Source organism: Streptomyces ureilyticus (assembly GCF_011045025.1).
In the GTDB taxonomy this organism is placed as follows: Bacteria; Actinomycetota; Actinomycetes; order Streptomycetales; family Streptomycetaceae; genus Streptomyces; species Streptomyces ureilyticus.
This window is the reverse complement of record NZ_JAAKZX010000043.1, coordinates 23,141-46,949: the sequence shown is the minus strand read 5'-3', so window position 1 is coordinate 46,949 and position 23,809 is coordinate 23,141. Positions and strand designations below refer to the sequence as shown.

The following is a 23,809-nucleotide window of genomic DNA, read 5'->3' as shown; positions in this document are numbered from 1 at the left end:
GGGGGATCAGTCGTCGTGGCCCTCAACCGACGAGGCAACGTCGTCGAGATCCTTCGCGATGGCTCTGCTCACGGCCCTTGCGCCCACGCCGCCAAGAATCTTGGCGAGCAGGCCCATGACGCCGCCTGGTGCCACGGCACTGAACGTCATGCGGACGGTCGTCGCCGACGGGCCGTCCGCCCGCAGCAGCCACTCCGAGACGTAACGGGTGCCACGCGATTCGGCCTCCACCACATAGCGCTCGGGTGGTTCGCTGGCGGTCACCCACATCTCCTCGGTGGCGTCCTTGCCGAACATGCGCCGGGTCTCCCGCCACCGCGTGCCGACGTCGAAGGCCCCGTCCGTGAGGACTTCGACTTTCGAAACGCTGCTGAGTACGCGATCCATGCCCTCCAGGTCGGTCAGGGCTTCCCACACACGTCTCTGGCCTGCGCCGATGCGCCGCTCCACGACCACGCTTCTACTGGTCATGACACCCATCAAAGCACCAGGCTCCGACAACTGCCTCGGCTTCCCGCTCAGCGGCACGCAGCGAGGCTTATGAAACCCTGAACTCGATCTGGCTGATGGCCGGTCCGTCGCCGGTGACCTGGCCTTCACTGATCGCTTCCGTCCAGGAGTTCTCTGTTTGGAGTTTCGCCAGAACCATGGGAGAAAGACTGACCGTGATCTGGATGCCCCCCTCGGGAGCGGGGGCGCGGTCTATACGGATTTCATCGCTCATACCGACGACGTTACTTGCAACAGGCCGGTCAGTATTGGTCGTTGAGCCTTTACCCGGGGTCGTACGGGTATGGGCCGATCGGTCCTCTCCGCGGAATGCCATACGCCTGCATCATGTCTCGTCTGACGCGGGGCGCACTGCCGCGTAGCCCTAGGAGGGGACGGCAGCGCCGGCGTCCGACTCGTCGGTCCCCGGATGTGATGGTTCGCGGAGCTGCTCGCGCACATAGTTCCAGACCACCGCGATCAGCGCGGCGATCGGTACGGCGAGCAGACTGCCCACGATGCCGGCCAGACTGCCGCCCAACGTCACCGCCAGCAGCACCACTGCCGCATGGAGGCCGAGCCCACGACTTTGGATCATGGGCTGGAACACGTTGCCCTCGAGCTGCTGCACCACGACGATGATGGCCAGCACGATCAGCGCGTCCGTCAGGCCGTTGGAGACCAGCGCGATAAGAACCGCGACGAGACCGGCGAACAGGGCACCAATGATCGGCACGAACGCGGAGACGAAGGTCAGCACCGCCAGCGGGAGCACCAGCGGTACTCCCAAAACCCACAGGCCCAGGCCGATCAGGACGGCGTCGAGCAGGCCGACAGCCGCCTGGGAGCGTACGAACGTTCCCAGGGTGTCCCAGCCTCGCGCGGCCACGGTCGGGACATCGGTCGCGAGCCGACCGGGCAGCTGACGGGCGAGCCACGGCAGGAACCGTGGACCGTCCTTGAGGAAGAAGAACATCAGGAAGAGGGCCAGGACGGCGGTGACCAAGCCGCTCACCACGGTGCTCACTCCCGTGACGACCGTACCGACCATGCTGCCGAGGCCGTCCTGAGCCCGGGCGACCGCGGTGTCGAAGGCCTTGTTGATCTCGGCGTCCCCGATGTTCAACGGCGGCCCGGCGGCCCACTCGCGCAACTTCTGGATGCCTTCGACCACGCCGTCGGTCAGCTCGCCGGACTGGGATGCCACTGGTACCGCGATCAGTGCCACGACGCCCGTGCCGACCAGGAGGAACAGCACCGTCACGACCGATGCGGCGAGGGCGGGTTTCCACCCGCGCCGAAGCAGGAAACGGGTCGGTGGCCAGGTCAGTGTGGTCAGAAGCAGGCCGACCACGAGCGGCCAGACGACCGCCCACATCCGGCCCAGAATCCACAAAGTCACCGCGAGCATCAGGAGTATGAGCAGCAACTCCGCGGAGGCCCGCGCTGACGTGCGGAGTGCGGCGCGGGTTTTTGTTGAACTCAACGTGGCAGTCACGGATGCACCCTATGGGTACTCAAGTCACACCGGCATCGCTGCCCACTGTGTGTACACCCTCGGCGGCGGCCGGGTAGGGACGCCGGTGCGTGCCTCGCGGCGAGCGGCGACCGCAGGGCCGGTTGGGCGGGCACGGAATCGCCTGGAACCCTCGCGCGTTGAGCGAAGTAGGCATGGGATGCCGACGGTGTGCGAGCCGATGGGCTCGCGTGACCGAACTGACAGATATGGGAGGGGCCGTAATGGCTGCGCAGACGCAGAGGGCCGTGCTGGCGGGCGGATGCTTCTGGGGGATGGAGGACCTGATCCGCCGGCTCCCGGGCGTGACGGCGACCCGCGTCGGATACACCGGCGGGGACGTGCCGAACGCGACGTACCGGAACCATGGCACCCACGCGGAGGCCATTGAGATCCTTTTCGACCCCGCGAGGACCGATTTCCGCGCGCTCCTGGAGTTCTTCTTCCAGATCCACGACCCGAGCACCAAGAACCGCCAGGGCAACGACATCGGCCTCAGCTACCGCTCGGCGATCTACTACGTGGATGACGAGCAGAAGCGGATCGCCGAGGAAACGATCGCGGATGTGGACGCGTCCGGACTGTGGCCGGGCAAGGTCGTCACCGAGGTGGAGCCGGTCGGCCCCTTCTGGGAGGCCGAGCCCGAGCATCAGGACTACCTGCAGCGTTACCCGGACGGCTACACCTGCCATTTCCCGCGCCCGGGATGGCGGCTGCCCGCCCGCGCGGAGGGCTGACCGCGAAGCGGCCCGGCGAAGGCGGAGGCCGACTGGGCGAGGCTCCGCAGCCGGGCCGCGCTTGAGGAACCGGGCGGTACCCGCTACGGACGAAGGGTGCCGCCGTCAGCGCGGCAGCGTCGCCGGGTTCCCTCCGTTCGCCTCGTATCCCGCGACCGCCAGCGCCCGGTACACCGCGTAGTCCGCCGCCGGGTCCGGCGTCAGCGTCCACGGCAGCGCCCCTACGTGGCCGTCGACATGCACGAGCTGGTTCATGGCCTCGGCCCAGCGCTCGCCGCGTACCAGGAAGAACACCAGGAGATGGCGTACGTGGGCGAGCATCGGGTCGTCCGGTCGGGCCTCGTGCACCGCGTAGAGCGCGCCGTGTACCGCCTTCGTGACGACCTCGCTCTGGTAGAAGCCCTGGACGAGGTTGACCTCCGGCAGATGCTCGAAGACCGCGAAGAGGGGCATCGCCGCGAGCAGCGAACCCTGCGGGGCGCGTGCCGCAGCGGCTTCCGCGAAGGCGTACGCCGTCTCGCGCGAGCCGTGCCACTTCTCGCACCAGTAGTGCAGCGCCGCAAGATGCGCGCCCATGTGCGCGGGGGCGCGGTCGAGGATCTTCAGCCAGACCTTCTCGAACTCGGCTTGTGGATACGCCAGTCCGCGTGCCACGGAGAGCTCGATGATGTACGGGATCGGGTCACCGGGGGAGAGCAGCGCCGCCTCTTCGCAGGCCGACTTCGCCTCCTCCATGATGATCCGGAACTCGTCCGTGCCCGGTGTCGACGTACGCCACGCCTGCTGCACCAGGAACTCCGCATGCACGGCCGCGCCGCCCGCGTCCTTGGGCTTCTCGGTCCGCCAGACCCGCAGCCACTGCCCGCCGGGGCTCTCGCTGACCCCGCCGGGGCGCTGGTGCAGCTCCAGCGACGCGGCGCCCGCGAAGGCCTGCACGCGCTGCCAGCGCAGCTCGCCGTCCATCTCCGTACCGGCGAGGAGCTGCGACGCTCCCCGGTAGTCCTGGCTGCGCTGCACCAGGTCCAGGACCTCCAGCAGGTCCGGATCGGGGCCGGGCATACGGATGTCCAGCTCCTCCTGGCGCAGGAAGCCGTAGTTCGCCGGATCGGCCGCGTCCGGGTCGCCGGGAGCGACCTGCTGGATACCACCGGCACGCCTGCGCATCAAGATCGGCCCGAGGACGAAGCCCATCATGACCAGCGCCATCAGGACCCAGAGAATCTCCATGTCTCAAGCGAACCAGACGGGTCCGACAATTGGCCAACCTGGTCGGCAGTTCCTGTGGAAAACCGTCTCTCGCACCGCCGTCCCCGCCCTGCCACGGTCTCCATCCGTCACGATCAGCACAAGCGCATTACCCTCGGTGCCCATGAGCGACAGGCACATCAGCCAGCACTTCGAAACCGTGGCGATCCACGCGGGGAACACCGCGGATCCCCTCACCGGCGCGGTCGTCCCGCCGATCTACCAGGTCTCGACTTACAAGCAGGACGGCGTCGGCGGGCTGCGCGGCGGCTACGAGTACAGCCGCAGCGCCAATCCGACCAGGACCGCCCTGGAGGAGAACCTCGCCGCCCTGGAGGGCGGTCGCCGCGGACTCGCGTTCGCGTCCGGACTGGCGGCCGAGGACTGCCTGTTGCGTACGCTGCTCAGCCCCGGCGACCACGTGGTCATCCCCAACGACGCGTACGGCGGTACGTTCCGCCTCTTCGCGAAGGTCGTCTCCCGGTGGGGGGTGGAATGGTCGGTCGCCGACACCAGTGATCCCGCCGCCGTACGGGCCGCCGTCACCCCCAAGACCAAGATCGTCTGGGTGGAGACGCCGTCCAATCCGCTCCTCGGCATCACCGACATCGCCGCGGTCGCCCAGATCGCGCGCGACGCGGGCGCCAGGCTGGTCGTCGACAACACCTTCGCCAGCCCCTACCTCCAGCAGCCGCTCGCGCTCGGCGCGGACCTCGTGGTGCACTCGCTGACCAAGTACATGGGCGGCCACTCGGACGTCGTGGGCGGCGCGCTCGTCGTGAACGACGAGGGGCTCGGCAAGGAACTGGCGTACCACCAGAACGCGATGGGCGCGGTCGCGGGCCCCTTCGACTCCTGGCTGGTGCTGCGCGGCATCAAGACGCTCGCCGTACGGATGGACCGGCACAGCGAGAACGCCGCCCAGGTCGCCGAGATGCTCAGCAGGCACGCGCGCGTGACGCGTGTTCTGTACCCGGGCCTTGCGGAGCACCCCGGTCACGAGGTCGCCGCCAAGCAGATGAAGGCGTTCGGCGGCATGGTCTCCTTCCAGGTCGCGGGCGGCGAGGAGGCGGCCGTGGAGGTGTGCAACCGCGCCAAGGTGTTCACCCTGGGGGAGTCCCTGGGCGGCGTCGAGTCCCTGATCGAGCATCCGGGGCGTATGACGCACGCGTCCGCGGCAGGCTCGGCACTCGAGGTGCCCGCCGATCTCGTACGCCTCTCCGTAGGCATCGAAAACGTCGACGACCTCCTTCAGGACCTCGCACAGGCCCTGGGCTGAGTGCCTTTCGGCTTGGGCTGCCGGCAGCCCGGCCGGTGGCGGCTACCAGCCGGTGAGCGGTGGAGTCACCTCTGACGGCGGCTCCACCCACGGCCGGGCCATCGACGCCCACACCAGGAAGGCCACGGCGGCCGCGAACAGCAGCAGCCACAGCAGCCGCCGGGCCGCCCTCTGACGGCGCAGCATGCGCCTGCCGCGCCGCACGACGTCCGCGTGCAGGTTGGGCGGTACGGAGGGCGGCGCGTCCTCCAGGAGGCGGCGGACGGCGCCCTCCCTGCGGTTCATCGGGCTCATGACGGCACCACCTTCGCCACCGCCGGGGCCGCCTCACGCGGGGGATGCAGCAGGTTCGCCGTCGCACGGGCGCCGATCGCCCGTACGCGCTCCAGGGGCAGCCCCAGCAGCGCCGCCGTCTGCTCCTCGGCCACGCCCTCGAAGAAGAGCAGCACCAGGACCAGCCGCTCCTGGGGAGTGAGACGGTGCAGTACGCCGCCGGTGTCCGCTCCGCCACGAAGGTGCAGCCGGCTCAGCGCGCCGTACTGATGCCAGGCCCCGCGCGCGAAGCGCACCGCCAGCTGCTGCCGGGCGCGGTCGTACGGGTCCTCGCCGCGCAGCCGGTCCCAGGAGGCGTACGTATGGGCCAGGGACGCCGTGAGCAGGCGCCGCGCGCGCGGGTTGTCGTCCGGCGACTCCGCCGTGAGGAGTGTGGCCGCATGCAGTAGCCGCCCTGCCGCGCCCGCGACGAACGCCTCGAACTCCCGGGCCCGGCGGGCGCCTTGGGACGCCTGCCGTTCTCGCACCGCGCCTCCCGACTTTGGGAAACCGAGCCCCTGGGGCGTACGGCGATGAAAATCGCGTACTACAGGGACCCGATCTCATATGAGGCCAGGCACGGCCCCCTGGTCAAGAGGCCGACACGTGCGGGCGGTCAGGAGGGGGCCGTCAGGAGGGCGAGGGCGCCTCTACGGAGGCCCCTTCCACCGACGCCGCGGCCATCCGCGTGGACAGCGCGCCGTTGAAACGCGTGAGGAGCGTGCAGAACGCCTCCCGCTCCTCCGGCTTCCAGTCCTCGGTGAGTTCGGCCATCAACTGCCGCCGGGAGGAGCGGACTTCCTCCAGGCGGGAGAGCCCGCGCGGCGACAACTGGAGCACCACGGCACGCCCGTCCTCCGGGTGCGAGGTGCGCTTGACGAGCCCGGTGTCCACGAGCGGCGCGACCTGACGGGTGACCGTCGACGAGTCGATGCCCATGCTCGCGGCGAGCGCCTTGACGCCCATCGGGCCTTCCTTGTCGAGGCGGTTGAGCAGCAGATATGCGGCACGGTCCATGGAGTTGCGGACCTGCCCGACCCCGCCGAGCCGGGTCTGTTCTGCACGGCGGGCGAACACCGCCACCTCGTGCTGGAGCGATTCGAGAAGACCGGTTTCACCGACGGTCGTCATGTCCATCGACATTTCTGGTGTTGTGGGCATGGCCGGGGGCTCTATTCATGCGTGGGGCTGGGTTGGTGGACAGAGTACGCGGACGGCGGGCGGGCCGTACCAGCGCTGCGCAAACAGGCGCCGGAGCTTGGTCACAGCCCGTGGGGCGGGGCATGAGCTGCGAGACTGGTGGTCATGAGCTACAGCACGGCTGACTCCTTTCCGACGGTAACCCTCGACGATGTCCGCGGCGCCCAGAAGATGCTCGCGGGAGTGGCGCGGGTGACCGCCATGGAAGGCAGCAGGCATCTGTCCGGCCTTGTGGGCGCGCCCGTGCACTTCAAGTGCGAGAACCTGCAGCGGACGGGCTCGTTCAAGCTGCGCGGCGCGTACGTGCGGATAGCCGGACTGCTGCCCGAGGAACGCGCCGCGGGAGTCGTCGCGGCGAGCGCCGGCAACCACGCCCAGGGCGTGGCCCTCGCCTCCTCGCTGCTCGGAGTGCGCTCCACGCTGTTCATGCCGACCGGCGCCCCGCTGCCGAAGGTCGCCGCGACCCGCCACTACGGCGCCGAGGTGCGCCTGCACGGCACGGTGGTCGACGAGACGCTGGCCGCCGCACAGGAGTACGCGGCCGAGACGGGCGCCGTGTTCATCCACCCCTTTGACCACCCCGACATCATCGCGGGCCAGGGCACGGTCGGCCTGGAGATCCTGGAGCAGTGCCCCGAGGTGCGCACGATCGTCGTCGGGATCGGCGGCGGCGGGCTCGCCGCGGGCATCGCGATCGCCGTGAAGTCGCTGCGGCCCGACGTACGGATCGTGGGCGTGCAGGCGGCGGGCGCGGCGGCGTACCCGCCCTCGCTGGCGGCAGGGCGCCCGGTGTCCATCGACAACCCGGCGACGATGGCCGACGGCATCAAGGTGGGGCGCCCCGGCGACGTGCCGTTCCGCATCGTCGGCGACCTGGTGGACGAGGTCCGTACGGTCTCCGAGGACAACCTGTCCAGCGCCCTGCTGCTGTGCCTGGAGCGGGCCAAGCTGGTCGTCGAGCCGGCCGGCGCGAGCCCCGTCGCGGCGCTGCTGAGCACACCGGAGGAATTCGAAGGGCCGGTCGTCGGGGTGCTGTCCGGCGGCAATGTGGACCCGCTGCTGATGCAGCGCATCCTGCGGCACGGCATGGCCGCAGGCGGCCGCTACCTCCAGGTCCGGCTGCGGCTGACGGATCGCCCCGGCGCCCTGGCCACGCTCCTCGGGGTGTTGTCAGTGGTGGACGCTAACGTCCTCGATGTGAGCCACGTACGGACCGATCCGCGGCTCGGGCTCACGGAGGCGGAGGTGGAGTTGCACCTGGAGACGAAGGGGCCGGAGCACTGCGCCGAGGTGGAGCAAGCGCTGCGCGAGGCCGGTTACACGGTCATCGACTGACGTCCGGCGGTCCGCCGGACCGCAGCCCGTCAGTCGGCAGCCGTCAGTCCGCAGCCCGTCAGTCCGCAGTGCGTCATACCGGCGGCGGAGGGCAGTGCCCCAGTTATCCACAGCCTGGAAAAACCCATTGAGAGACGCGATACATCGCGTTATGGTGTGTCAGTCGTCACTCATGACAGAACCAAGTGCGCCATCCCCATCTTTCCGAAGAAACCCCAACGACGTGGAGAAATCACATGCCAGGCGCCATCTACGCCGAAGGCCTCGTGAAGACCTTCGGTGACGTAAGGGCTCTGGACGGCGTCGATTTCGATGTCCCGGAGGGCACCGTGCTGGGCCTGCTCGGGCCGAACGGCGCGGGCAAGACCACCGCGGTCCGCTGCCTGACCACGCTGCTGCGCCCCGACCGGGGCAAGGCGATCGTCGCAGGCATCGACGTACTCAAGAACCCCAATGAAGTGCGGCGCTCGATCGGCCTGTCCGGCCAGTTCGCCGCGGTCGACGAGTATCTGACCGGCCGCGAGAACCTCCAGATGGTCGGCCAGCTCTACCAGATGAAGGCAAAGGACGCGAAGGTGCGGGCGGGCGAACTGCTCGAGCAGTTCAACCTCGCCGACGCCGCCGACCGCCCCGCCAAGACGTACTCCGGCGGCATGCGCCGCCGGCTCGACCTCGCGGCGGCGCTCGTCGTCTCGCCACCGGTCATGTTCATGGACGAGCCGACGACCGGCCTCGACCCGCGCAACCGTCAGCAGCTGTGGGAGGTCATCAAGCGACTGGTCTCCGGGGGTACGACCCTGCTGCTGACCACCCAGTACCTCGAAGAGGCCGACCACCTCGCTCACGACATCTGCGTCGTGGACCACGGCCGCGTCATCGCCCGCGGCACCTCCGACCAGCTCAAGGCGCGGACCGGAGGCGAGCGCGTAGAGGTCGTCGTCCACGAGCGCGAGCACATAGCCACCGCGTCCGAGGTGCTCCAGGGCTTCGGCAAGGGCGAGACGACCGTCGAGGAGCACACCCGCAAGCTGACCGTGCCCGTGACCGGCGGCGCCAAGCTCCTCGCGGAGGTCATCCGCGAGCTCGACACCCGTGGCATCGAGATCGACGACATCGGCCTGCGCCGCCCCACCCTCGACGACGTCTTCATCTCCCTGACGGGACACCTCGCCGAGGCGGAGGACGAGGAGAACGGCGCGGGGCGGGACGCCAAGGGCCGCAAGGCCAAGGCGAAGCAGGAGCCGGTGCAGGACAAGGACGAGGCCAAGAAGGAGGCCACCCCATGAGTGTCGTCAGCGACACCGTGCGCGTCGCACAGCCGGGGAGTGCCATCGGCCAGTCCGTGCGGGACTCCCTGGTCGTTGCCCGGCGGAACTTGATTCGCATGAGCCGGATTCCTGAGATGTTGATCTTCGGGCTCATCCAGCCAATCATGTTCGTGGTGCTGTTCAGTTACGTGTTCGGTGGCTCCATGACCATCGCGGGCTCCAACGACCCGGGCACGTACCGCGAGTTCCTGATGGCCGGCATCTTCGCGCAGACCGTCACCTTCGCCACCGCGGGAGCCGGAGCGGGGATCGCCGACGACATGCACAAGGGGCTCATAGACCGCTTTCGCTCGCTGCCCATGGCGCGCGGAGCCGTCCTGACCGGCCGTACGCTCGCCGACCTGGTACAGACGGCGTTCACGCTCGTCGTGCTGGCTGTCGTTGCCCTGCTGGTCGGCTGGCGCACCCACACCAGTGTCGGCGAGGTGCTCGGTGCCTTCGGGCTGCTGCTCCTCGCCGGGTACGCGTTCACCTGGATCGGCGCACTGATAGGCCTCTCCGTACGAACGCCGGAGGCGGCCACGTCGGGCGGGCTGATCTGGCTCTTCCCGGTCACGTTCGTCTCGAACGCGTTCGTGTTCACCGGCCAGATGACGCCCTGGCTGCGTCATGTCGCCGACTGGAACCCGTTCAGCGCCACAGTGCAGGCCTGCCGCGAGCTGTTCGGCAATCCCGGGGTCTCACAGTCGGACGCCTGGCCCATGCAGCACCCGGTCTGGGCCTCGTTGATCTACTCGATCCTGATCATCGTCATATTCCGGACGCTGGCGGTGCGCAAGTACCGCTCGGCGACGGCGTGACGCACGAGGAAGCCCCGGCCATGAAGAAACCCCCGGCGCGAGGGAAACCTCGGCCGGGGGGCACGGCTCGGACTCAGGGACTCAGGCCGTGTACGGCTTGGCCTCGAGGATCTTCACCGAGGCGAGCTTGCCGTTCGGCAGTTCGTACTGGGCGTCCTCGCCGACCTTCTTGCCGTTCACGCCGGAGCCCAGCGGGGACTGCGGCGAGTACGTCTCGATGTCCGAGCTCGCGTATTCGCGCGAGGCGAGCAGGAACGTCACCGTGTCGTCCTCGTCACCGTCGAAGGCGATGGTGACGACCATGCCGGGCGCGACCACACCATCGGCCGCCGGCGCCTCGCCGACCTTCGCGTTCTCAAGGAGCTGAGTCAGCTGGCGCACCCGGAGCTCCTGCTTGCCCTGCTCCTCCTTGGCCGCGTGGTACCCGCCGTTCTCGCGCAGGTCGCCCTCCTCGCGCGCGGCCGCGATCTTGGCGGCGATCTCCGTGCGCGCAGGACCAGACAGGTACTCCAGCTCGGCCTTCAGCTGGTTGTACGCCTCCTGGGTCAGCCAGGTGACGTTCTCGCTGGTCTGGGTCACAGGTGCTCCTCGTCGGTACTGGGAATACAAAGCATCGCCCTACCCAGAAGAATGTTCCTCCAGGGGAGGGCGAAACCACGAGCCTAACAATTCAGCGGGCGTAGGGGGAGGACATAAGCCGTCAGAATCACATCAACGCAGGTCAGCGACGACGTATTCCAGTCGGCGTGCACGGACCGAGGCCCGGCGCCACCGGCGCTCAGCGAGCCCGGAGTCAGTCGGCGTGGCAGCCGAGCAGCTCCGCGGTGGTGCCCTGGGACGTCGTACGCAGCGTGACGACCTTGTCGATGCGCGTGGCGTTCTGGTCGAAGCGGAAGTCGGCGCGGCCCACTTCGGCGCCGTTCTCGGCCTGCGAGCGGATGGTGCAGTAGCCGTCGGCGTCCGCGTCCTTGCGCACCTCCAGGTGCACCTTGACCGAGCCGCCGGAGGTGTCGAAGGAGATCACTTCGGCGCTGATCTTGTTGCCGCCCACGTAGTAGTAGGCGAACCAGCCGACGAGGAGGAGGAGAGCGACGCCCAGGACGCTTCCGATGATCTTGAGCTTGCGGTCGGCACGCTCGTCCGCGGAGCGGCCGTAGCGGCCCTCGGGCAGCTGCGTACTCGCCGTACTCATGATCGTCCTCTCTGCGGGGCGCAAAGGGCCGGACCCGGAATTTTTCGCCCCCCGATTCGGTCACTATAGAAGCCGCCGATCGCGCCGATACATACGGGGCGCCGACTGACGAGGATTGTGATTTGACTGACCAGCTGCGACTGATGGCCGTACACGCCCACCCCGACGACGAGTCGTCGAAGGGCGCGGCCACCATGGCGAAGTACGTGTCCGAGGGGGTGGACGTGCTGGTCGTGACCTGCACGGGCGGGGAGCGCGGCTCCATCCTCAATCCGAAGCTTCAGGGTGACAAGTACGTCGAGGAGCACATCCACGAGGTACGCAAGAAGGAGATGGACGAGGCCCGCGAGATCCTCGGCGTCAAGCAGGAGTGGCTCGGCTTCGTCGACTCGGGGCTGCCCGAGGGCGACCCGCTGCCGCCGCTGCCCGAGGGCTGTTTCGCGCTGGAGGACGTCGACAAGGCGGCGGGCGAACTGGTCCGCAAAATCCGCTCCTTCCGCCCGCAGGTGATCACCACCTACGACGAGAACGGCGGTTATCCGCACCCCGACCACATCATGACCCACAAGATCTCGATGGTGGCGTTCGAGGGGGCGGCGGACGCCGAGAAGTATCCGGAGTCGGAGTTCGGCCCGGCCTACCAGCCGCAGAAGCTCTACTACAACCAGGGCTTCAACCGCCCGCGCACCGAGGCGCTGCACAACGCGCTGCTGGAGCGCGGCATGGAGTCCCCGTACGGGGACTGGCTGAAGCGCTGGGACGAGTTCATGCGCGCCGAGCGAACCCTGACGACGCACGTCCCGTGCGCCGACTTCTACGAGATCCGCGACAAGGCCCTGATCGCACACGCCACGCAGATCGACCCCGACGGGGGCTGGTTCCGCGTCCCGATGGACATCCAGAAGGAGGTCTGGCCGACGGAGGAGTACGAGCTCGCGAAGTCCCTCGTCGATACGTCCCTCCCCGAGGGCGACCTCTTCGCGGGCGTCCGGCAGTCCTGAGAGACAATGCCTGACATGAGCGCAAGCGCAAGCCTGGCAATGACGCACCTGGTCCCCCTCGCGGCAGAGGTCGACGAGGACAAGGTGACCCCCGGCGTCCTCGGCTTCATCGTGTTCGCGGTGATGGCCGTGGCGGTGTGGGGGCTGATGAAGTCGATGAACCGGCACATGGGGAAGGTCGACTTCCAGGAGGAGGAGGACCCGAAGGGGGACGCCTCCGACGCCTCCGACAAGAAGGCCGGTTCCGGGGGGAAGGCCTCGCCTGCGAAGGGCTGAGCGCTCAGCGGCTTGAGCTGGTGTAGCAGCATGACTTCATGACACCCACTGGATATCATGAAGTCATGCTGCCCCGCACGCCGTCCCTGAGCGCCCACGATCGTCGAGTACTCGACGAGATCGATGAGCTGCGTAGGAAGCTCCGGCACCAGGTACGGCAGACCCCGGCCAAGTGGACCGACGGACTGCGCCGAACGCTCACGGCTCAGGCCATCGCCGGGTCCAACACCATCGAGGGCTACAAGGTCGACTCCGTCGACGTCGAGGACCTGATCGACGGCGAGCAGGAAGTCGCCGTATCCGAGGACAACAAGGCGGAGACGCTGGCGTACCAGCACGCCATGACATACATCCAGTCCCTCCACGACGCCCCGGACTTCACGTACACCAAGTCCCTGCTCAACAGCCTCCATTGGATGCTCCAGGGACATCACCACCCGGCGAAGCTCGCCGGGCAGTGGCGCAGGCGCGGAGTCTGGATCAACGAGCCCGGCGACCCCCAGAGCGTCGCCTACGTCGCGCCCGACGCCGAGGCGCTCCCGGACCTGATGGCCGAACTCGTCGACTGGCTGGGCGGGGGCGATCTCGACGCCCATGTCCTGGTCCGGGCAGCGATGGCGCACCTCATCCTGGTCAAGATCCATCCGTGGTCCGACGGTAACGGGCGGATGTCACGCTCCCTGCAGACGCTGGTGATCGCCAGGGGAGGGGTTCTCGCCCCGGAGTTCTCGTCCATCGAGGCATGGCTGGGCAAGCCGGGCAATACCTGGGAGTACTACAAGGTCCTCAAGCGCGTTGGCGGCCCGGAGTGGAGCCCCGAGCGCGACACCGCCCCCTGGATCCGCTTCAACCTCCTCGCCTACCACCAGCAGTCCCAGTCGGTGATACACCGCATCGACCGCTCCAACCGCGCCTGGATCGACCTGGCCGAGTACGCGGAGCGCAAGGGCTTCGACGAACGCCAGGTGACCGCGCTCCACGACGTCGCCCTGGCGGGCCGCGTCCGCCGCGCCCGCTACCAGCGCGCCGAGAACCTCAGCAACCAGCAGGCGGTACGCGACATCCGAGCCCTCACCGAGGCCGGACTCCTCGAAGCCGTCGGCAACACCAAGGCCCGCTACTACGTGCCGGGCCCGGACTTCCCGGCGGACGTACTGGAGCAGGTCCGCCGGCCGTTGCGCCTGGTCGACCCGTACGAAGACTGATCACGCGGACTGAGCCGCCCCACCGAAGGCTGAGCCGCCCCACCGAAGACCCGGCCGCCCCTACGACGACCGAGCCGCCACCGCCACCCCCATGACCTCCCGGGCATGCCGGTTCGGGACCATTCCCAGGCGCCAGGCCTGCCAGCCCGCGTCCAGGTCGACGCCCCGTTCCAGCAGTAGCTGATACGCCTCGATGTAGTCGTCGAGCTTTCCGTCGCGGGTCGGGTGGTTGGAGCGGGAGAGCTGGGTCAGCTCCTCCTGGGCCACGGCTGTGCCGATCTCGGCGCCGCCCGGGGAGGCGTAGGGGAGCAGGGTGCAGCGCAGGAAGCGGGCCCAGTCCTCGCCCCGCCGGTCGCCGTACGAGGCGAACAGGCTCGCCGCCTCGTCGCACAGCGAAAGGGCGGACTGCGTACGGGCGTTGCCCGCGTCCACCACGGCCAGCTCCAGGCACGTCCACGCCTCGCCGTGGGCGACGCCGATGCGCTGGAAGTCCGCCCGGGCGTCCACCAGGAGCTGGCGGGCGAAGCCGGAGTTGCGCAACGAGCCTGTCTGGACCGCCCGTTGATCGCGAGTGGCCCGGGCCGAGTGGTGGCGGGCGCACGCGAGGCCGTACACGTCCCGGATGCGGGAGAACATCGTCCGCGAACGCTCCAGTTCCCGCACCGCCTGGTCCAGGCTGCCCGACTCCTCCAGAGCCTGGCCCAGGTAGTACACCGTCCACGCCTCGCCCCGCGCGTCCTCGTTGTCACGGTGACGGGAGATCGCCTGGCGCAGTCCGTCCACGGCGGAGGACGCGTCGCCGTCGACCAGGCGGGCCCGGGCCAGCTGGGTCAGGGCCCAAGCCTCACCGCGGGGGTCGCGGGTGCGGCCGTACAGATCGAGGGCCTCGCGGAGTTCCGCCTCCGCGCGCGGTACGTCGCCCATGCGCAGCCCCAGTTGGCCGAGCTGGAAGTGCGCCCAGGCCTCACCGTGCACGGACTCGCCCTGACGGTGCAGGACCAGCGCCTGCGTGAGGAGATCCAGGGCCGTGGCGAGACGCGCCCGGTCCCGCTCCACCGCCGCCAGCGCGTGCATCGTCCAGGCGCGGTCCGCCGCGAGGGCGGGGGAGGCCTGGAGATCCATGGCTTCCTGGAGCTTCGCCGCCGCCTCGGACAGATTGCCCTGGTGGTGGAGCGTGATCCCGAGCGAGCACAACGCCCTTGCCGCGCCCGCGTCGTGGTGCGCCTCGAAGTATAGCTCCACCACCGAAGCGAGCTGCGTACGCGCCTTGTCGAGCTCGCCGAGCTGGCGGGCCGCGATACCCGTACGCCACTGGACCGAACGCACCAGCAGCCCCTGGTCCACCGCCTGCGTCAGCTCACTGATCTCGCCCAGCCGGTAGAGGTCGCCGCGCAACAGGCAGTAGTCGCACAGGGCGCCGAGCAGATTCAGTACGGCCGCCTGGTCCACGCCCTCCGCGTGCCTGAGCGCCGCCGTGATGAAGCTCGACTCGTCGTCCAGCCAGCGCAGCGCCGCGTCCAGCGAGGTGAAGCCGTGCGGGCCGACCGTGTCCGCGCGTGTCGACGTCTTGCCGTCGACGAGACGGATCACCGAGTCCGCCAACTCGCCGTAGTTCACGATGAGTCGTTCCTGCGCGGCCGTACGCTCCGCCGGCTCCTCCTCGTCCAGCAGGCGGGCCTGCGCGAAGGCACGGACCAGATCGTGCAGACGGTAACGGCTGCCCCGTACACGATCGATGAGGCCGGCTCGCGACAGCGCCTCCAGGTGCCGGGTCGCCTCCGCGTCGTCCGTCGACAGCAGGGCGGCCGCCGCCGCGGCACCCAGGGATGCGCGGCCGGCCAGCGCCAGGCGGCGCAGCAGCCGCCGGGCCGTGTCCGACTGGTCGCTGTAGCGCAGCCACAGCACCCGTTCCACCGGCTCGACCGGACCGTACGCATCCAGATCCGTGGCCAGCTGACGATGCGTACGCGGGCCGAGTGAGGAGCCCGCGATCCGCAGCGCCAGCGGCAGTCCGCCGCACAACTCCCGTACCCGGTCACAGGATTCGGCGTCGTACGGACCCGAGGCGTCCTGCGCCGCGGCCTTCAGCAACTCCTCGGCGCCCGCCGAGTCCAGCGCCTCCACGGGGAGCTGGTGCACCCAGGCGGGGAGGTCGGCGGGCAGATCCAGCGGCTTGCGTGCCGTGACCACGACCAGGCTGTCGGAACGCTCGGGCACCAGGGTCCGTACCTGCTCGGCGTCGCTCGCGTCGTCCAGCACGATCGTCACCGGCATGCCCGTCAGATGCTGGTGGTAGAGCTCGCTCAGCCGCCGCACCTGCTGCTCCGGCGAGGAACGCTCCCGGAACAGCAACTGCTCGCGGGACGCGCCGAGCCGGTTCAGCAGGTGAAGCAGCGCGTCGCGGGTGGACAGCGGCGGCTCCTCCGGGCCGTCGCCGCGCAGATCCACCACGCACGCGCCACGGAACTGGTCCTTCAGCGAGTGCGCGGCACGGATCGCCAGGGTGCTGCGGCCCGAGCCCGGCGCGCCGTGCAGCACGACCACCGTCGGCTTGGTCTCCGTACTGGCGCGGGCCGCGTGCACCCACTGCGCCACGCGCCCCAGCTCCTGCCTACGGCCCGCGAACGGGCCCTCCGGCTCCGGGAGTTGATCGAAGGACCGCTCCAGCACACTGCGCCTGCGCGCCGCCGCGCTCTTGTCCGTACCCCGCAGCTGCGGCGCCTTCCGCTTCGGACCGGTCGACGCGCTGAGCACCCGCTGCTGGTCCAGGAACGGACGGATACCCCGCACCTCCAGCGCCGTCAGCCACTGCAGCCGCAACTGCTCCGGCCCGCCCGGCTGCCCCAGGGCCCCGGCCCGGCGACTCGCGGCCGGCACGTGCGAAGCGGTCACCTTCGCCACCGTCGCCGCGGCGCCCACCACACCGACCACGGCTCCGGCACCGAGCGCCGTCCCGGTACTCGTGCCGAGCACCAGGTCCGCCACACAGGCCGCGACAGCGGCAACGACCGCGACCAGCAGGGGAGTTCCGGCACCCTCACGCGCCCACCGCTGCCCGAACGTCAGCCGCCCGGCCTCGCCCTCGTCCAGCGCCTTCGTATACGCCTCGTACTCCTCGGCCGCCGTCCCCGCGATGGCTTCCATCGCCCCACGAGCCCGCGACAGCAGCACACTTCCGTCGATCCGCCCGCCCGACCGCCGAACCTCCTCCTCCACGGCCCGGGCCAACAGCCGCTCGGCCTCAGCCCGATGGCTGTCCCGCATGTCAGGTCCCCCTCCGCCAGCAATGGCTTTTCCGGGTCAAGTGTCCTGCGGACGGCACTTCGGCGCGAGAGGGCGACGATCACAGGATCGAGGACAGTGACCTCTGGATCGCTCGCTCGTTTTTGTGACTGTCGGGCTGACTATCGAACGGGGTATGCTGTGAATTTCCGCGATATATCGACCAGTTTGATCCCGGTCGCTTCCTACGCGCGTACGTCGGAGGATGTCCGTCACCGGGACGGACACGGTGTGCGCTATCAGCTGCGGGTCAATGAGCGGACGGCACGCGCCCACGGCTGCACAGTTGTTGCGACATACAGTGACAATGGCCTCAGCGCATCAAGGCCGGGAGTGGTAAGGCCTGGATTCGACCAGTTGATCGCGGACCTGGCGCGCGGATGCACTGACACCGGGCAGCCGGTCGAGGGGGTCGTCAGCGTCGCGGACGACCGGCTTTACCGCCGTGCAGAGGATCTTGTCCGGTTCTTCGCCGCACTGACCAGTCTGTCGGGACGAATCTACGTCGATCCTCAGGGCCTCCGAGATCCGTACTCGCAGGACGGACTACTCCAAGCCGTACGTTCGCTGGATGCCGCGATCGCGGAAACACGCGTCCGGAGCCGGAGGCTGTCGAACTGGCACTGGGCTCGCGCCGTCGAAGGGGTGCCGCACAGCGGACCACGCCCCTTCGGCTGGCAGGAGGACAGGATCAGGCTCCACTCCGATGAGGCGAAACTTGTCGAGCAGGCGATTGTTGACCGCACGGAAGGGAGGGCCATCCGGGCTGTCGCACGTGACTGGTGTGATCTTGGGGTCACAGGTACTCGCGGTGGCAGGCCCAACGCACAGACTGTCACGCAGATCATCACCGCACCGAGGGTGTGTGGATATCGGGCCAACAGAGGCGAACTGTTGCTGGTCCCGGAGACGGGGCAGCCGGTGCTCGGGCAGTGGGAACCCATCGTGACGCCCGAGCAGTGGCGAGCGGTGTGCGCGACCTTCTCGCCGGGCAGTCTGTACCTGCACAGGGGCAGTGGTACTCCGAGGCTCGGAGGGAGCAGGCCCGCCCCTCGCCATCTCGCCACGGGATTCCTCCGATGCGGGGCGCAGCGCTCCGACGGTGCGGTGTGTCGCGGGGCCCTGTGCGCTCAGAAGGGGAGAAGCAAGAGGAGTCCCTACGTCTACTCCTGTCGTAGCTGCGGGCGATGCGGCATCAGCGGGCCGCTGGCCGACGAGGCCCTTGAACAACTGCTCTTCACTGAAACCCAAGGCCACATGAAGCTGTCCGAGACCACGCGGCAACGCTGGCAGTCCGGTGAGATGGGACTCGAGGAGAAGCGGAAGGCCGTCGCCGCGGTTCTGACTCACTGCGTCGTCCGGCCTGGTAAGAAAGGGAATCCTTCCTGGGACCACTCGCGAGTGGAGCCTGCCTGGCGTTGAGAGGTTCGGGTGGCACGGCGGGAGGATCGCTCGAGTGTGACTGAGTGCCGGTATCGGTGGTGTCCGTTCGCCGACTGGCCGCAGTTCGTCAGGCACGATGGAGACATGCCGAACCGACTGGCCCATGAGACTTCCCCGTACCTCCTCCAGCATGCCGACAACCCGGTCGACTGGTGGCCGTGGTCGGCTGAGGCTTTCGACGAGGCGCGCGAGCGTGGCGTACCGGTGCATCTGAGCGTCGGCTATTCAAGTTGCCATTGGTGCCATGTGCTCGCCAAGGAGAGCTTCGAGGACGCAGCCGTCGCCGCCTACATGAACGACCACTTCGTGAACATCAAGGTCGACCGCGAGGAGCGGCCTGACGTCGACGCCGTCTACATGGAGGCCGTGCAGGCGGCGACCGGGCAGGGCGGCTGGCCCATGACCGTCTTCCTCACCTCGGACGCCGAGCCGTTCTACTTCGGGACCTACTTCCCGCCCGCGCCCCGGCAGGGCATGCCGTCGTTCCGGCAGGTGCTGGAAGGTGTGCACAGCGCCTGGGCCGACCGGCATGACGAGGTCGCCGAGGTGGCCGGGAAGATCGCGCGGGATCTCGCGGGGCGGGAGATCTCGTACGGGGACGCGAGCGTGCCCGGCGAGGAGGAGCTGGCGCAGGCGTTGCTCGGGCTCACGCGGGACTACGACGCCCAGCGCGGCGGGTTCGGCGGAGCGCCGAAGTTCCCGCCGTCCATGGTGATCGAGTTCCTGTTGCGGCATCACGCGCGGACCGGGGCCGAGGGTGCGTTGCAGATGGCCGCCGATACGTGTGAGCGGATGGCGCGTGGCGGGATCTACGACCAGCTCGGCGGGGGGTTCGCGCGGTACTCCGTGGACCGTGAGTGGGTGGTGCCGCACTTCGAGAAGATGCTCTACGACAATGCGCTGCTGTGCCGCGTGTACGCGCACCTGTGGCGAGCCACCGGCTCGGATCTCGCCCGTCGCGTCGCCCTCGAAACCGCCGACTTCATGGTCCGCGAACTCCGTACGAACGAGGGCGGGTTCGCCTCCGCGCTGGACGCCGACAGCGACGACGGTACGGGGAAGCATGTGGAGGGCGCGTACTACGTGTGGACGCCCCGGCAGCTCGCCGACGTCCTCGGTGATGAGGACGCCGCGCTTGCCGCTCAGTACTTCGGTGTGACGGACGAAGGCACCTTCGAAGAGGGCGCCTCCGTGCTTCAACTCCCGCAGCAGGACGGTGTGTTCGACGCCGAGCGGATCGAGTCCATCAAGCAGCGCCTCAGCCATGCCCGTGCCCAGCGGCCCGCTCCCGGCCGCGACGACAAGGTGGTCGCGGCCTGGAACGGGCTCGCGATCGCCGCCCTCGCGGAGACCGGCGCGTACTTCGACCGCCCCGACCTCGTCGAGGCCGCGCTCGGTGCCGCCGATCTTCTCGTACGTCTGCATCTGGACGAGCGCGCCCGGCTCGCCCGTACCTCGAAGGACGGCCGAGTCGGTGCGAACGCGGGCGTGTTGGAGGACTACGCGGATGTCGCCGAGGGGTTCCTGGCGCTCGCTTCGGTGACCGGTGAGGGGGTCTGGCTGGAGTTCGCCGGGTTCCTGCTCGACCATGTGCTGGTGCGGTTCGTCGACGAGGAGTCGGGGGCCTTGTACGACACGGCCGCCGACGCGGAGAAGCTGATCCGCCGCCCGCAGGATCCGACCGACAGCGCCACGCCCTCCGGGTGGAGCGCGGCGGCCGGTGCGTTGTTGAGTTACGCGGCCCAGACCGGCGCTGCACCCCATCGCACGGCTGCGGAACGGGCGTTGGGCGTCGTGAAGGCCCTCGGCCCGCGGGCGCCGCGCTTCATCGGCTGGGGGCTCGCGACCGCGGAGGCGCTGCTCGACGGGCCGCGTGAGGTGGCCGTGGTCGGACCGGCGGACGCCTCGGCGACGCGGGAACTGCACCGCACGGCTCTGCTGACCACCGCCCCGGGCGCGGTCGTCGCGGCGGGCGCCCCCGGCAGCGACGAATTGCCGCTTCTCGCCGACCGGCCACTGGTCGAAGGTGAACCGGCGGCGTACGTCTGCCGTCGGTTCACGTGCGACGCACCGGTGACGGATGTGGGGTCCCTGCGGGAGAAGCTGGCTTCTTGACTGCGGGTCGTCGGAGGCTGGTCGTGCCCCGCGGCGGAGCCGCACATTGGCACAGCCCCAGTAGCGAACCGGCCTAACCAAACTCCGCAACGGCGCGCGTCACGATCGCCTCAAGGCGGTCGTGATGCGCGCCCCGCCAATACACCCGCCCACACTCCTCGCACTGCGCGAACACGTCGTACGACCGCTGCGTCCCGCCCTCGATCCGGTCGGCGATGTCGTCCTTGACGGCTTCCTTGAGCAGGCCGTTGCAAGCCGTGCAGCGGGTCCACGGTTTCAGCTCCGGCTCGAACCGCCCCAGTACGTCCCGGAGTTGCTCATCGGGCCGCGTGCTGTAGACGAACGCACCGGCCCACAGCTCGCGTCGGCGCAGCAGGCCCCGGTCGCGGCTGAGCATCACGCGCCGCTCGGCCGCCGAGCGGGTGGCGAGGGCCGGGTCGCCGATGTCGGTGGACTCGTACGCCGCGTCCACGCCCAGCAGCCGCAGCCGCCGGGCGAGGGTCCCGAGATGCACGTCGAGCAGGAAACGCAGCGGCGCCCCCGACACCCGCTGAGGCCGGGCAACGGCCCGCACTTCGACCGACTCGCCCGCCGCGGGCACGTACGACACGGACACCTCACGCCTGTCCACGACGAGCCCTCCGACCTCCGTCAACGGCACCCCCAGCGACTCCACGACATGCCCCAGCGTGGAGACCCCGTCGGTGACAACCTCCGTGGCCCCCACCCGCCGCCTCTGCGGCACGAACATACCCAGCGCGGGGGCGAACTCGACGTGGATCTCCGGTCCGTTCATCGCTTGGGGAGGTCCTTGAAGGTGGCGAGGGTGCGGTCGATCAGGTCCAGCAGGTCGCCCTGGTAGTCGTGTTCGGTCCAGTAGATGCTTGCTTCGAGGAGGGCGCCCATCAGGCCCATCGTGTAGACCCGTACCTCCAGGTCGTTCTCGTCCCGGCCGGTGCGTTCCGCGACCGCGCGGCACAGCAGGCGGCCCGTGAGGGACATGCTTTCCATGACCCGGGAGCGCACGGCGGGGACCTCTGTCATCAGGCGGAGGCGCAGCTTCATCTCGCGTTCCACGAAGCTCGGGTCGTCGGTCATCGCCATGGTCATCGACTGGCGGATGATGGACCGCAAGGAGTCGAGCAGGCTCTCGTCCGCCGGACGCGACCGCAGCAGGTCCACGGCAAGGGGGTCGTACTCGTCGGTGAGGACGATGTCCTCCTTGGTCGGGAAGTACCGGAAGACGGTGCTCGGCGAGACCTCCGCGCGATCGGCGATCTGCTCGACCGTCGTGGCGTCGTACCCCTGCTCCTCGATCAGCTCATACGTGGCGTTCCTGATCGCGATGCGCGTCTTGAGCTTCTTGCGCTCCCGCAGGCTCAGGTGCCGGGCGGCTTCGGGGAGGGAGGTTCGTGCCGTGGTCATTCCGTCATTGTCCGCCATCGGATTCGGTACGAGCCATGGCCGGAGTCTCGCCCTCCGCTGCCCCCTCCGCCTTGGCGGGCCGTGCGTTCGGCAGCAGCGCCGCCGTCAGCAGGGCGGTCACCAGCGCCGCCATGCCGCACACCACCAGGACCGTGCCCATGCCGTCCACGTACGCGGCGTCGGCGGAGCGCGCGAGGCCGGGCAGCCCGAGCCGCTCGGCGACCGCGTGCGCGCCGGTCAGCGACTCGCGTGCCGCGTCCGCGGCCGCGGCGGGGAGGCCCGAGGTATCGATCCGGTCGCCGTAGGCACTGGCGACCAGGCTGCCGAGCAGCGCGATGCCGATCGCGCCGCCCACTTGCCGCAGCGTCATCAGCAGCCCGGACCCGCTGCCCGCCTCGTCCTTGGGGATCCCGCCGAGCGCCGCGTCCATCGCGGGCACCATCGCGAGGCCGAAGCCCAGTCCAGCGATGGTCAGCCAAAGCGCGGTGAACCCGTACCCGCTGTCCGCCTCGGTGCGCGAACCGAGCAGTGCGGCGAAGCACAGCACCGCCAGGCCCGCCGTGACCACAGGGCGTGGCCCCATGCGCCGCGCCAGCGGTGTGCTCATCCGGGCGGCGACCATCAGTCCGCCCATCATCGGCAGCAGCCGTAGCCCGGTGCCGAACGCGTCGCTGCCGCCGACCTCCTGGAGGTACGTCGGCAGCATGAACAGCAGCCCCGAGAAGACGAAGGTGCCGAGCGTCGCGGCCAGACTGTTGAACAGGAAACCGCGGTGCCCGAGCAGCTTCAGATCCAGCATCGGCCGCACGGCCCGGCGCTCCCGTACGACGAGGGCGGCCAGCAGCACCGCGGACAGCGCGAACGAGCCGAGGACCAGCGGACTGCCCCAGCCACGCTCGGGCGCCTCGATGATTCCGAACACCAGGGCGCCGAGACCGATCGCGCTGTACGCGGTGGACAGGACGTCGACGCGCGGCGTCGCCGGGTCGCGGGACTCGGGCAGCAGGAAGAGGCAGGCGGCGACGCCGATGGCGACCATCGGGATGTTGATCAGGAAGATCGATCCCCACCAGTAGTGGTCCAGCAGCAGCCCGCCGACGAGCGGCCCGAGCGGCATGCCCGCGGCCATCGAGGCGGTGACGGCGGCGACCGCCTTGCTGCGCTCCTCCGGCCCGAACATCGACGGCAGCACCGACAGCCCGAGCGGGATCACCAGCGCGGCGCCCACGCCCATGACCGTTCGGGCCGCGATGACCAGCTCGGGCGTGGAGACGAGGGTGCCGAACAGGGCTCCGGCGAGGAACACGAGGAGCCCCGCGATCAGCATCCTGCGCCGTCCGAAGCGGTCGCCCAGCAGTCCGGCGGGCAGCATCAGCGCCGCGAACACGACGACGTACGAGTCCACGATCCACTGGAGCTCACCCGTGCCGGCCCCCAGCTGCTCGGCCATCGTCGGCAGCGCGACGTTGAGGATCGTCAGGTCGAAGCCCAGGACGAGCATGCTCGCCACGAGGGCGCCGAGGGCCCACCAGCGACGGGGGTCGGGCGGGGTCTCGACCCGTGGAGTGACAGGAACCATGAAATGAGAGTAGCTCTCAAAAGATGGTGCCCGTCAATAGGTGGGCGTGC

The 23,809-nt window shown here is 69.3% G+C and carries 23 protein-coding genes; 10 read left to right on the top strand and 13 right to left on the bottom strand.

Features of this window, described 5'->3' with window-relative positions:
• Positions 1–6: 6 nt before the first annotated feature.
• The 3 genes from G6048_RS16305 to G6048_RS16295 all read right to left on the bottom strand — a co-directional run bounded on the left by G6048_RS16305 (position 7) and on the right by G6048_RS16295 (position 1,987).
• Positions 7–471 (bottom strand): SRPBCC family protein, encoded by a 465-nt coding sequence (locus G6048_RS16305; RefSeq protein WP_165340258.1) that lies wholly within the window; start codon positions 469–471, stop codon positions 7–9.
• A gap of 67 nt (positions 472–538) precedes the next feature.
• Positions 539–724, bottom strand: coding sequence for a hypothetical protein (locus tag G6048_RS16300; protein ID WP_165340257.1), 186 nt, complete (start codon positions 722–724; stop codon positions 539–541).
• A 150-nt stretch (positions 725–874) separates the two neighbouring features.
• Positions 875–1,987 (bottom strand): AI-2E family transporter, encoded by a 1,113-nt coding sequence (locus tag G6048_RS16295; protein ID WP_165340256.1) that lies wholly within the window; start codon positions 1,985–1,987, stop codon positions 875–877.
• Positions 1,988–2,229: 242 nt separating this feature from the next.
• Here G6048_RS16295 and msrA point away from each other — a divergent pair, with 242 nt between their 5' ends.
• Positions 2,230–2,742 carry a peptide-methionine (S)-S-oxide reductase MsrA gene (msrA, locus tag G6048_RS16290; protein ID WP_165340255.1) on the top strand — a complete coding sequence of 171 codons (513 nt, stop codon included), beginning with the start codon at positions 2,230–2,232 and terminating at the stop codon, positions 2,740–2,742.
• 105 nt (positions 2,743–2,847) lie between these two features.
• Here the strand turns inward: msrA and G6048_RS16285 are convergent, their stop codons facing one another.
• Positions 2,848–3,969, bottom strand: coding sequence for a hypothetical protein (locus G6048_RS16285; RefSeq protein ID WP_165340254.1), 1,122 nt, complete (start codon positions 3,967–3,969; stop codon positions 2,848–2,850).
• Between the two features lie 142 nt (positions 3,970–4,111).
• On the opposite strand from G6048_RS16285, the gene G6048_RS16280 reads away from it, so the two are divergent.
• The gene (locus G6048_RS16280; RefSeq protein WP_165340253.1) at positions 4,112–5,266 is read left to right on the top strand and encodes a cystathionine gamma-synthase; all 1,155 of its coding nucleotides are present in this window, start codon (positions 4,112–4,114) and stop codon (positions 5,264–5,266) included.
• 42 nt (positions 5,267–5,308) lie between these two features.
• Here the strand turns inward: G6048_RS16280 and G6048_RS16275 are convergent, their stop codons facing one another.
• The 3 genes from G6048_RS16275 to G6048_RS16265 all read right to left on the bottom strand — a co-directional run bounded on the left by G6048_RS16275 (position 5,309) and on the right by G6048_RS16265 (position 6,721).
• Positions 5,309–5,551: a hypothetical protein gene (locus G6048_RS16275; RefSeq protein ID WP_165340266.1), complete on the bottom strand. Its 243-nt coding sequence runs from the start codon at positions 5,549–5,551 to the stop codon at positions 5,309–5,311.
• A 5-nt stretch (positions 5,552–5,556) separates the two neighbouring features.
• Positions 5,557–6,066, bottom strand: coding sequence for a sigma factor-like helix-turn-helix DNA-binding protein (locus tag G6048_RS16270; protein WP_165340252.1), 510 nt, complete (start codon positions 6,064–6,066; stop codon positions 5,557–5,559).
• 142 nt (positions 6,067–6,208) lie between these two features.
• Complete coding sequence (locus G6048_RS16265; RefSeq protein ID WP_206341660.1) at positions 6,209–6,721, bottom strand: MarR family winged helix-turn-helix transcriptional regulator; 513 nt, start codon at positions 6,719–6,721, stop codon at positions 6,209–6,211.
• A 162-nt stretch (positions 6,722–6,883) separates the two neighbouring features.
• On the opposite strand from G6048_RS16265, the gene ilvA reads away from it, so the two are divergent.
• From ilvA to G6048_RS16250, 3 genes are all read left to right on the top strand, one after another.
• A complete protein-coding gene (gene ilvA, locus G6048_RS16260; RefSeq protein WP_165340251.1) occupies positions 6,884–8,113 on the top strand; it encodes a threonine ammonia-lyase in 1,230 nt (409 codons plus the stop codon).
• Between the two features lie 236 nt (positions 8,114–8,349).
• Positions 8,350–9,399, top strand: coding sequence for an ATP-binding cassette domain-containing protein (locus G6048_RS16255; protein ID WP_165340250.1), 1,050 nt, complete (start codon positions 8,350–8,352; stop codon positions 9,397–9,399).
• The gene (locus G6048_RS16250) at positions 9,396–10,241 is read left to right on the top strand and encodes an ABC transporter permease (protein ID WP_165340249.1); all 846 of its coding nucleotides are present in this window, start codon (positions 9,396–9,398) and stop codon (positions 10,239–10,241) included. The genes G6048_RS16255 and G6048_RS16250 overlap by 4 nt, the downstream gene beginning before the upstream one ends.
• Positions 10,242–10,322: 81 nt before the next feature.
• Here G6048_RS16250 and greA read toward each other — a convergent pair whose 3' ends face one another.
• Both greA and G6048_RS16240 read right to left on the bottom strand, forming a co-directional pair.
• Entirely contained in the window at positions 10,323–10,820 is a 498-nt protein-coding gene (greA, locus tag G6048_RS16245) for a transcription elongation factor GreA (RefSeq protein ID WP_165340248.1), read from the bottom strand.
• Positions 10,821–11,034: 214 nt separating this feature from the next.
• Positions 11,035–11,433: a DUF4307 domain-containing protein gene (locus tag G6048_RS16240; RefSeq protein WP_165340247.1), complete on the bottom strand. Its 399-nt coding sequence runs from the start codon at positions 11,431–11,433 to the stop codon at positions 11,035–11,037.
• A gap of 122 nt (positions 11,434–11,555) precedes the next feature.
• Here G6048_RS16240 and mca point away from each other — a divergent pair, with 122 nt between their 5' ends.
• The 3 genes from mca to G6048_RS16225 all read left to right on the top strand — a co-directional run bounded on the left by mca (position 11,556) and on the right by G6048_RS16225 (position 13,915).
• Positions 11,556–12,434 (top strand): mycothiol conjugate amidase Mca, encoded by an 879-nt coding sequence (mca, locus tag G6048_RS16235; RefSeq protein ID WP_165340246.1) that lies wholly within the window; start codon positions 11,556–11,558, stop codon positions 12,432–12,434.
• 6 nt (positions 12,435–12,440) lie between these two features.
• Positions 12,441–12,710: a hypothetical protein gene (locus G6048_RS16230; protein WP_165340245.1), complete on the top strand. Its 270-nt coding sequence runs from the start codon at positions 12,441–12,443 to the stop codon at positions 12,708–12,710.
• Positions 12,711–12,775: 65 nt separating this feature from the next.
• Positions 12,776–13,915: a Fic family protein gene (locus G6048_RS16225; protein ID WP_165340244.1), complete on the top strand. Its 1,140-nt coding sequence runs from the start codon at positions 12,776–12,778 to the stop codon at positions 13,913–13,915.
• A gap of 60 nt (positions 13,916–13,975) precedes the next feature.
• On the opposite strand, the gene G6048_RS16220 is transcribed toward G6048_RS16225, so the two are convergent.
• Positions 13,976–17,179, bottom strand: coding sequence for a tetratricopeptide repeat protein (locus G6048_RS16220; protein WP_165340243.1), 3,204 nt, complete (start codon positions 17,177–17,179; stop codon positions 13,976–13,978).
• Here G6048_RS16220 and G6048_RS16215 point away from each other — a divergent pair.
• A complete protein-coding gene (locus tag G6048_RS16215; protein WP_235989933.1) occupies positions 17,165–18,619 on the top strand; it encodes a recombinase family protein in 1,455 nt (484 codons plus the stop codon). The two genes, G6048_RS16220 and G6048_RS16215, sit on opposite strands and share 15 nt — an antisense overlap.
• A gap of 105 nt (positions 18,620–18,724) precedes the next feature.
• A complete protein-coding gene (locus tag G6048_RS16210) occupies positions 18,725–20,755 on the top strand; it encodes a thioredoxin domain-containing protein (RefSeq protein ID WP_165340241.1) in 2,031 nt (676 codons plus the stop codon).
• A gap of 73 nt (positions 20,756–20,828) precedes the next feature.
• Here the strand turns inward: G6048_RS16210 and G6048_RS16205 are convergent, their stop codons facing one another.
• The 3 genes from G6048_RS16205 to G6048_RS16195 are packed head-to-tail and all read right to left on the bottom strand — an operon-like array spanning position 20,829 to position 23,759.
• Complete coding sequence (locus tag G6048_RS16205; RefSeq protein ID WP_165340240.1) at positions 20,829–21,551, bottom strand: Mut7-C RNAse domain-containing protein; 723 nt, start codon at positions 21,549–21,551, stop codon at positions 20,829–20,831.
• Positions 21,548–22,180 carry a TetR/AcrR family transcriptional regulator gene (locus G6048_RS16200; RefSeq protein ID WP_165340239.1) on the bottom strand — a complete coding sequence of 211 codons (633 nt, stop codon included), beginning with the start codon at positions 22,178–22,180 and terminating at the stop codon, positions 21,548–21,550. Before G6048_RS16200 ends, G6048_RS16205 begins: the two co-directional genes overlap by 4 nt.
• A 4-nt stretch (positions 22,181–22,184) precedes the next feature.
• The gene (locus G6048_RS16195; RefSeq protein WP_165340238.1) at positions 22,185–23,759 is read right to left on the bottom strand and encodes an MFS transporter; all 1,575 of its coding nucleotides are present in this window, start codon (positions 23,757–23,759) and stop codon (positions 22,185–22,187) included.
• Positions 23,760–23,809: the final 50 nt, after the last annotated feature.

Excerpts from the sequence above, each read along its gene's own strand:
- G6048_RS16240 (WP_165340247.1), bottom strand. The coding sequence starts at position 11,433 with ATGAGTACGGCGAGTACGCAGCTGCCCGAGGGCCGCTACGGCCGCTCC.
- G6048_RS16215 (WP_235989933.1), top strand. The coding sequence starts at position 17,165 with ATGGCTGTCCCGCATGTCAGGTCCCCCTCCGCCAGCAATGGCTTTTCC.
- G6048_RS16255 (WP_165340250.1), top strand. The coding sequence starts at position 8,350 with ATGCCAGGCGCCATCTACGCCGAAGGCCTCGTGAAGACCTTCGGTGAC.
- G6048_RS16210 (WP_165340241.1), top strand. The coding sequence starts at position 18,725 with ATGCCGAACCGACTGGCCCATGAGACTTCCCCGTACCTCCTCCAGCAT.
- G6048_RS16300 (WP_165340257.1), bottom strand. The coding sequence starts at position 724 with ATGAGCGATGAAATCCGTATAGACCGCGCCCCCGCTCCCGAGGGGGGC.
- G6048_RS16195 (WP_165340238.1), bottom strand. The coding sequence starts at position 23,759 with ATGGTTCCTGTCACTCCACGGGTCGAGACCCCGCCCGACCCCCGTCGC.
- G6048_RS16205 (WP_165340240.1), bottom strand. The coding sequence starts at position 21,551 with ATGAACGGACCGGAGATCCACGTCGAGTTCGCCCCCGCGCTGGGTATG.
- G6048_RS16280 (WP_165340253.1), top strand. The coding sequence starts at position 4,112 with ATGAGCGACAGGCACATCAGCCAGCACTTCGAAACCGTGGCGATCCAC.
- G6048_RS16200 (WP_165340239.1), bottom strand. The coding sequence starts at position 22,180 with ATGACCACGGCACGAACCTCCCTCCCCGAAGCCGCCCGGCACCTGAGC.
- G6048_RS16305 (WP_165340258.1), bottom strand. The coding sequence starts at position 471 with ATGACCAGTAGAAGCGTGGTCGTGGAGCGGCGCATCGGCGCAGGCCAG.
- G6048_RS16265 (WP_206341660.1), bottom strand. The coding sequence starts at position 6,721 with ATGTCGATGGACATGACGACCGTCGGTGAAACCGGTCTTCTCGAATCG.
- G6048_RS16225 (WP_165340244.1), top strand. The coding sequence starts at position 12,776 with ATGCTGCCCCGCACGCCGTCCCTGAGCGCCCACGATCGTCGAGTACTC.
- G6048_RS16220 (WP_165340243.1), bottom strand. The coding sequence starts at position 17,179 with ATGCGGGACAGCCATCGGGCTGAGGCCGAGCGGCTGTTGGCCCGGGCC.
- ilvA (WP_165340251.1), top strand. The coding sequence starts at position 6,884 with ATGAGCTACAGCACGGCTGACTCCTTTCCGACGGTAACCCTCGACGAT.
- G6048_RS16275 (WP_165340266.1), bottom strand. The coding sequence starts at position 5,551 with ATGAACCGCAGGGAGGGCGCCGTCCGCCGCCTCCTGGAGGACGCGCCG.
- G6048_RS16285 (WP_165340254.1), bottom strand. The coding sequence starts at position 3,969 with ATGGAGATTCTCTGGGTCCTGATGGCGCTGGTCATGATGGGCTTCGTC.
- G6048_RS16230 (WP_165340245.1), top strand. The coding sequence starts at position 12,441 with ATGCCTGACATGAGCGCAAGCGCAAGCCTGGCAATGACGCACCTGGTC.
- msrA (WP_165340255.1), top strand. The coding sequence starts at position 2,230 with ATGGCTGCGCAGACGCAGAGGGCCGTGCTGGCGGGCGGATGCTTCTGG.
- G6048_RS16250 (WP_165340249.1), top strand. The coding sequence starts at position 9,396 with ATGAGTGTCGTCAGCGACACCGTGCGCGTCGCACAGCCGGGGAGTGCC.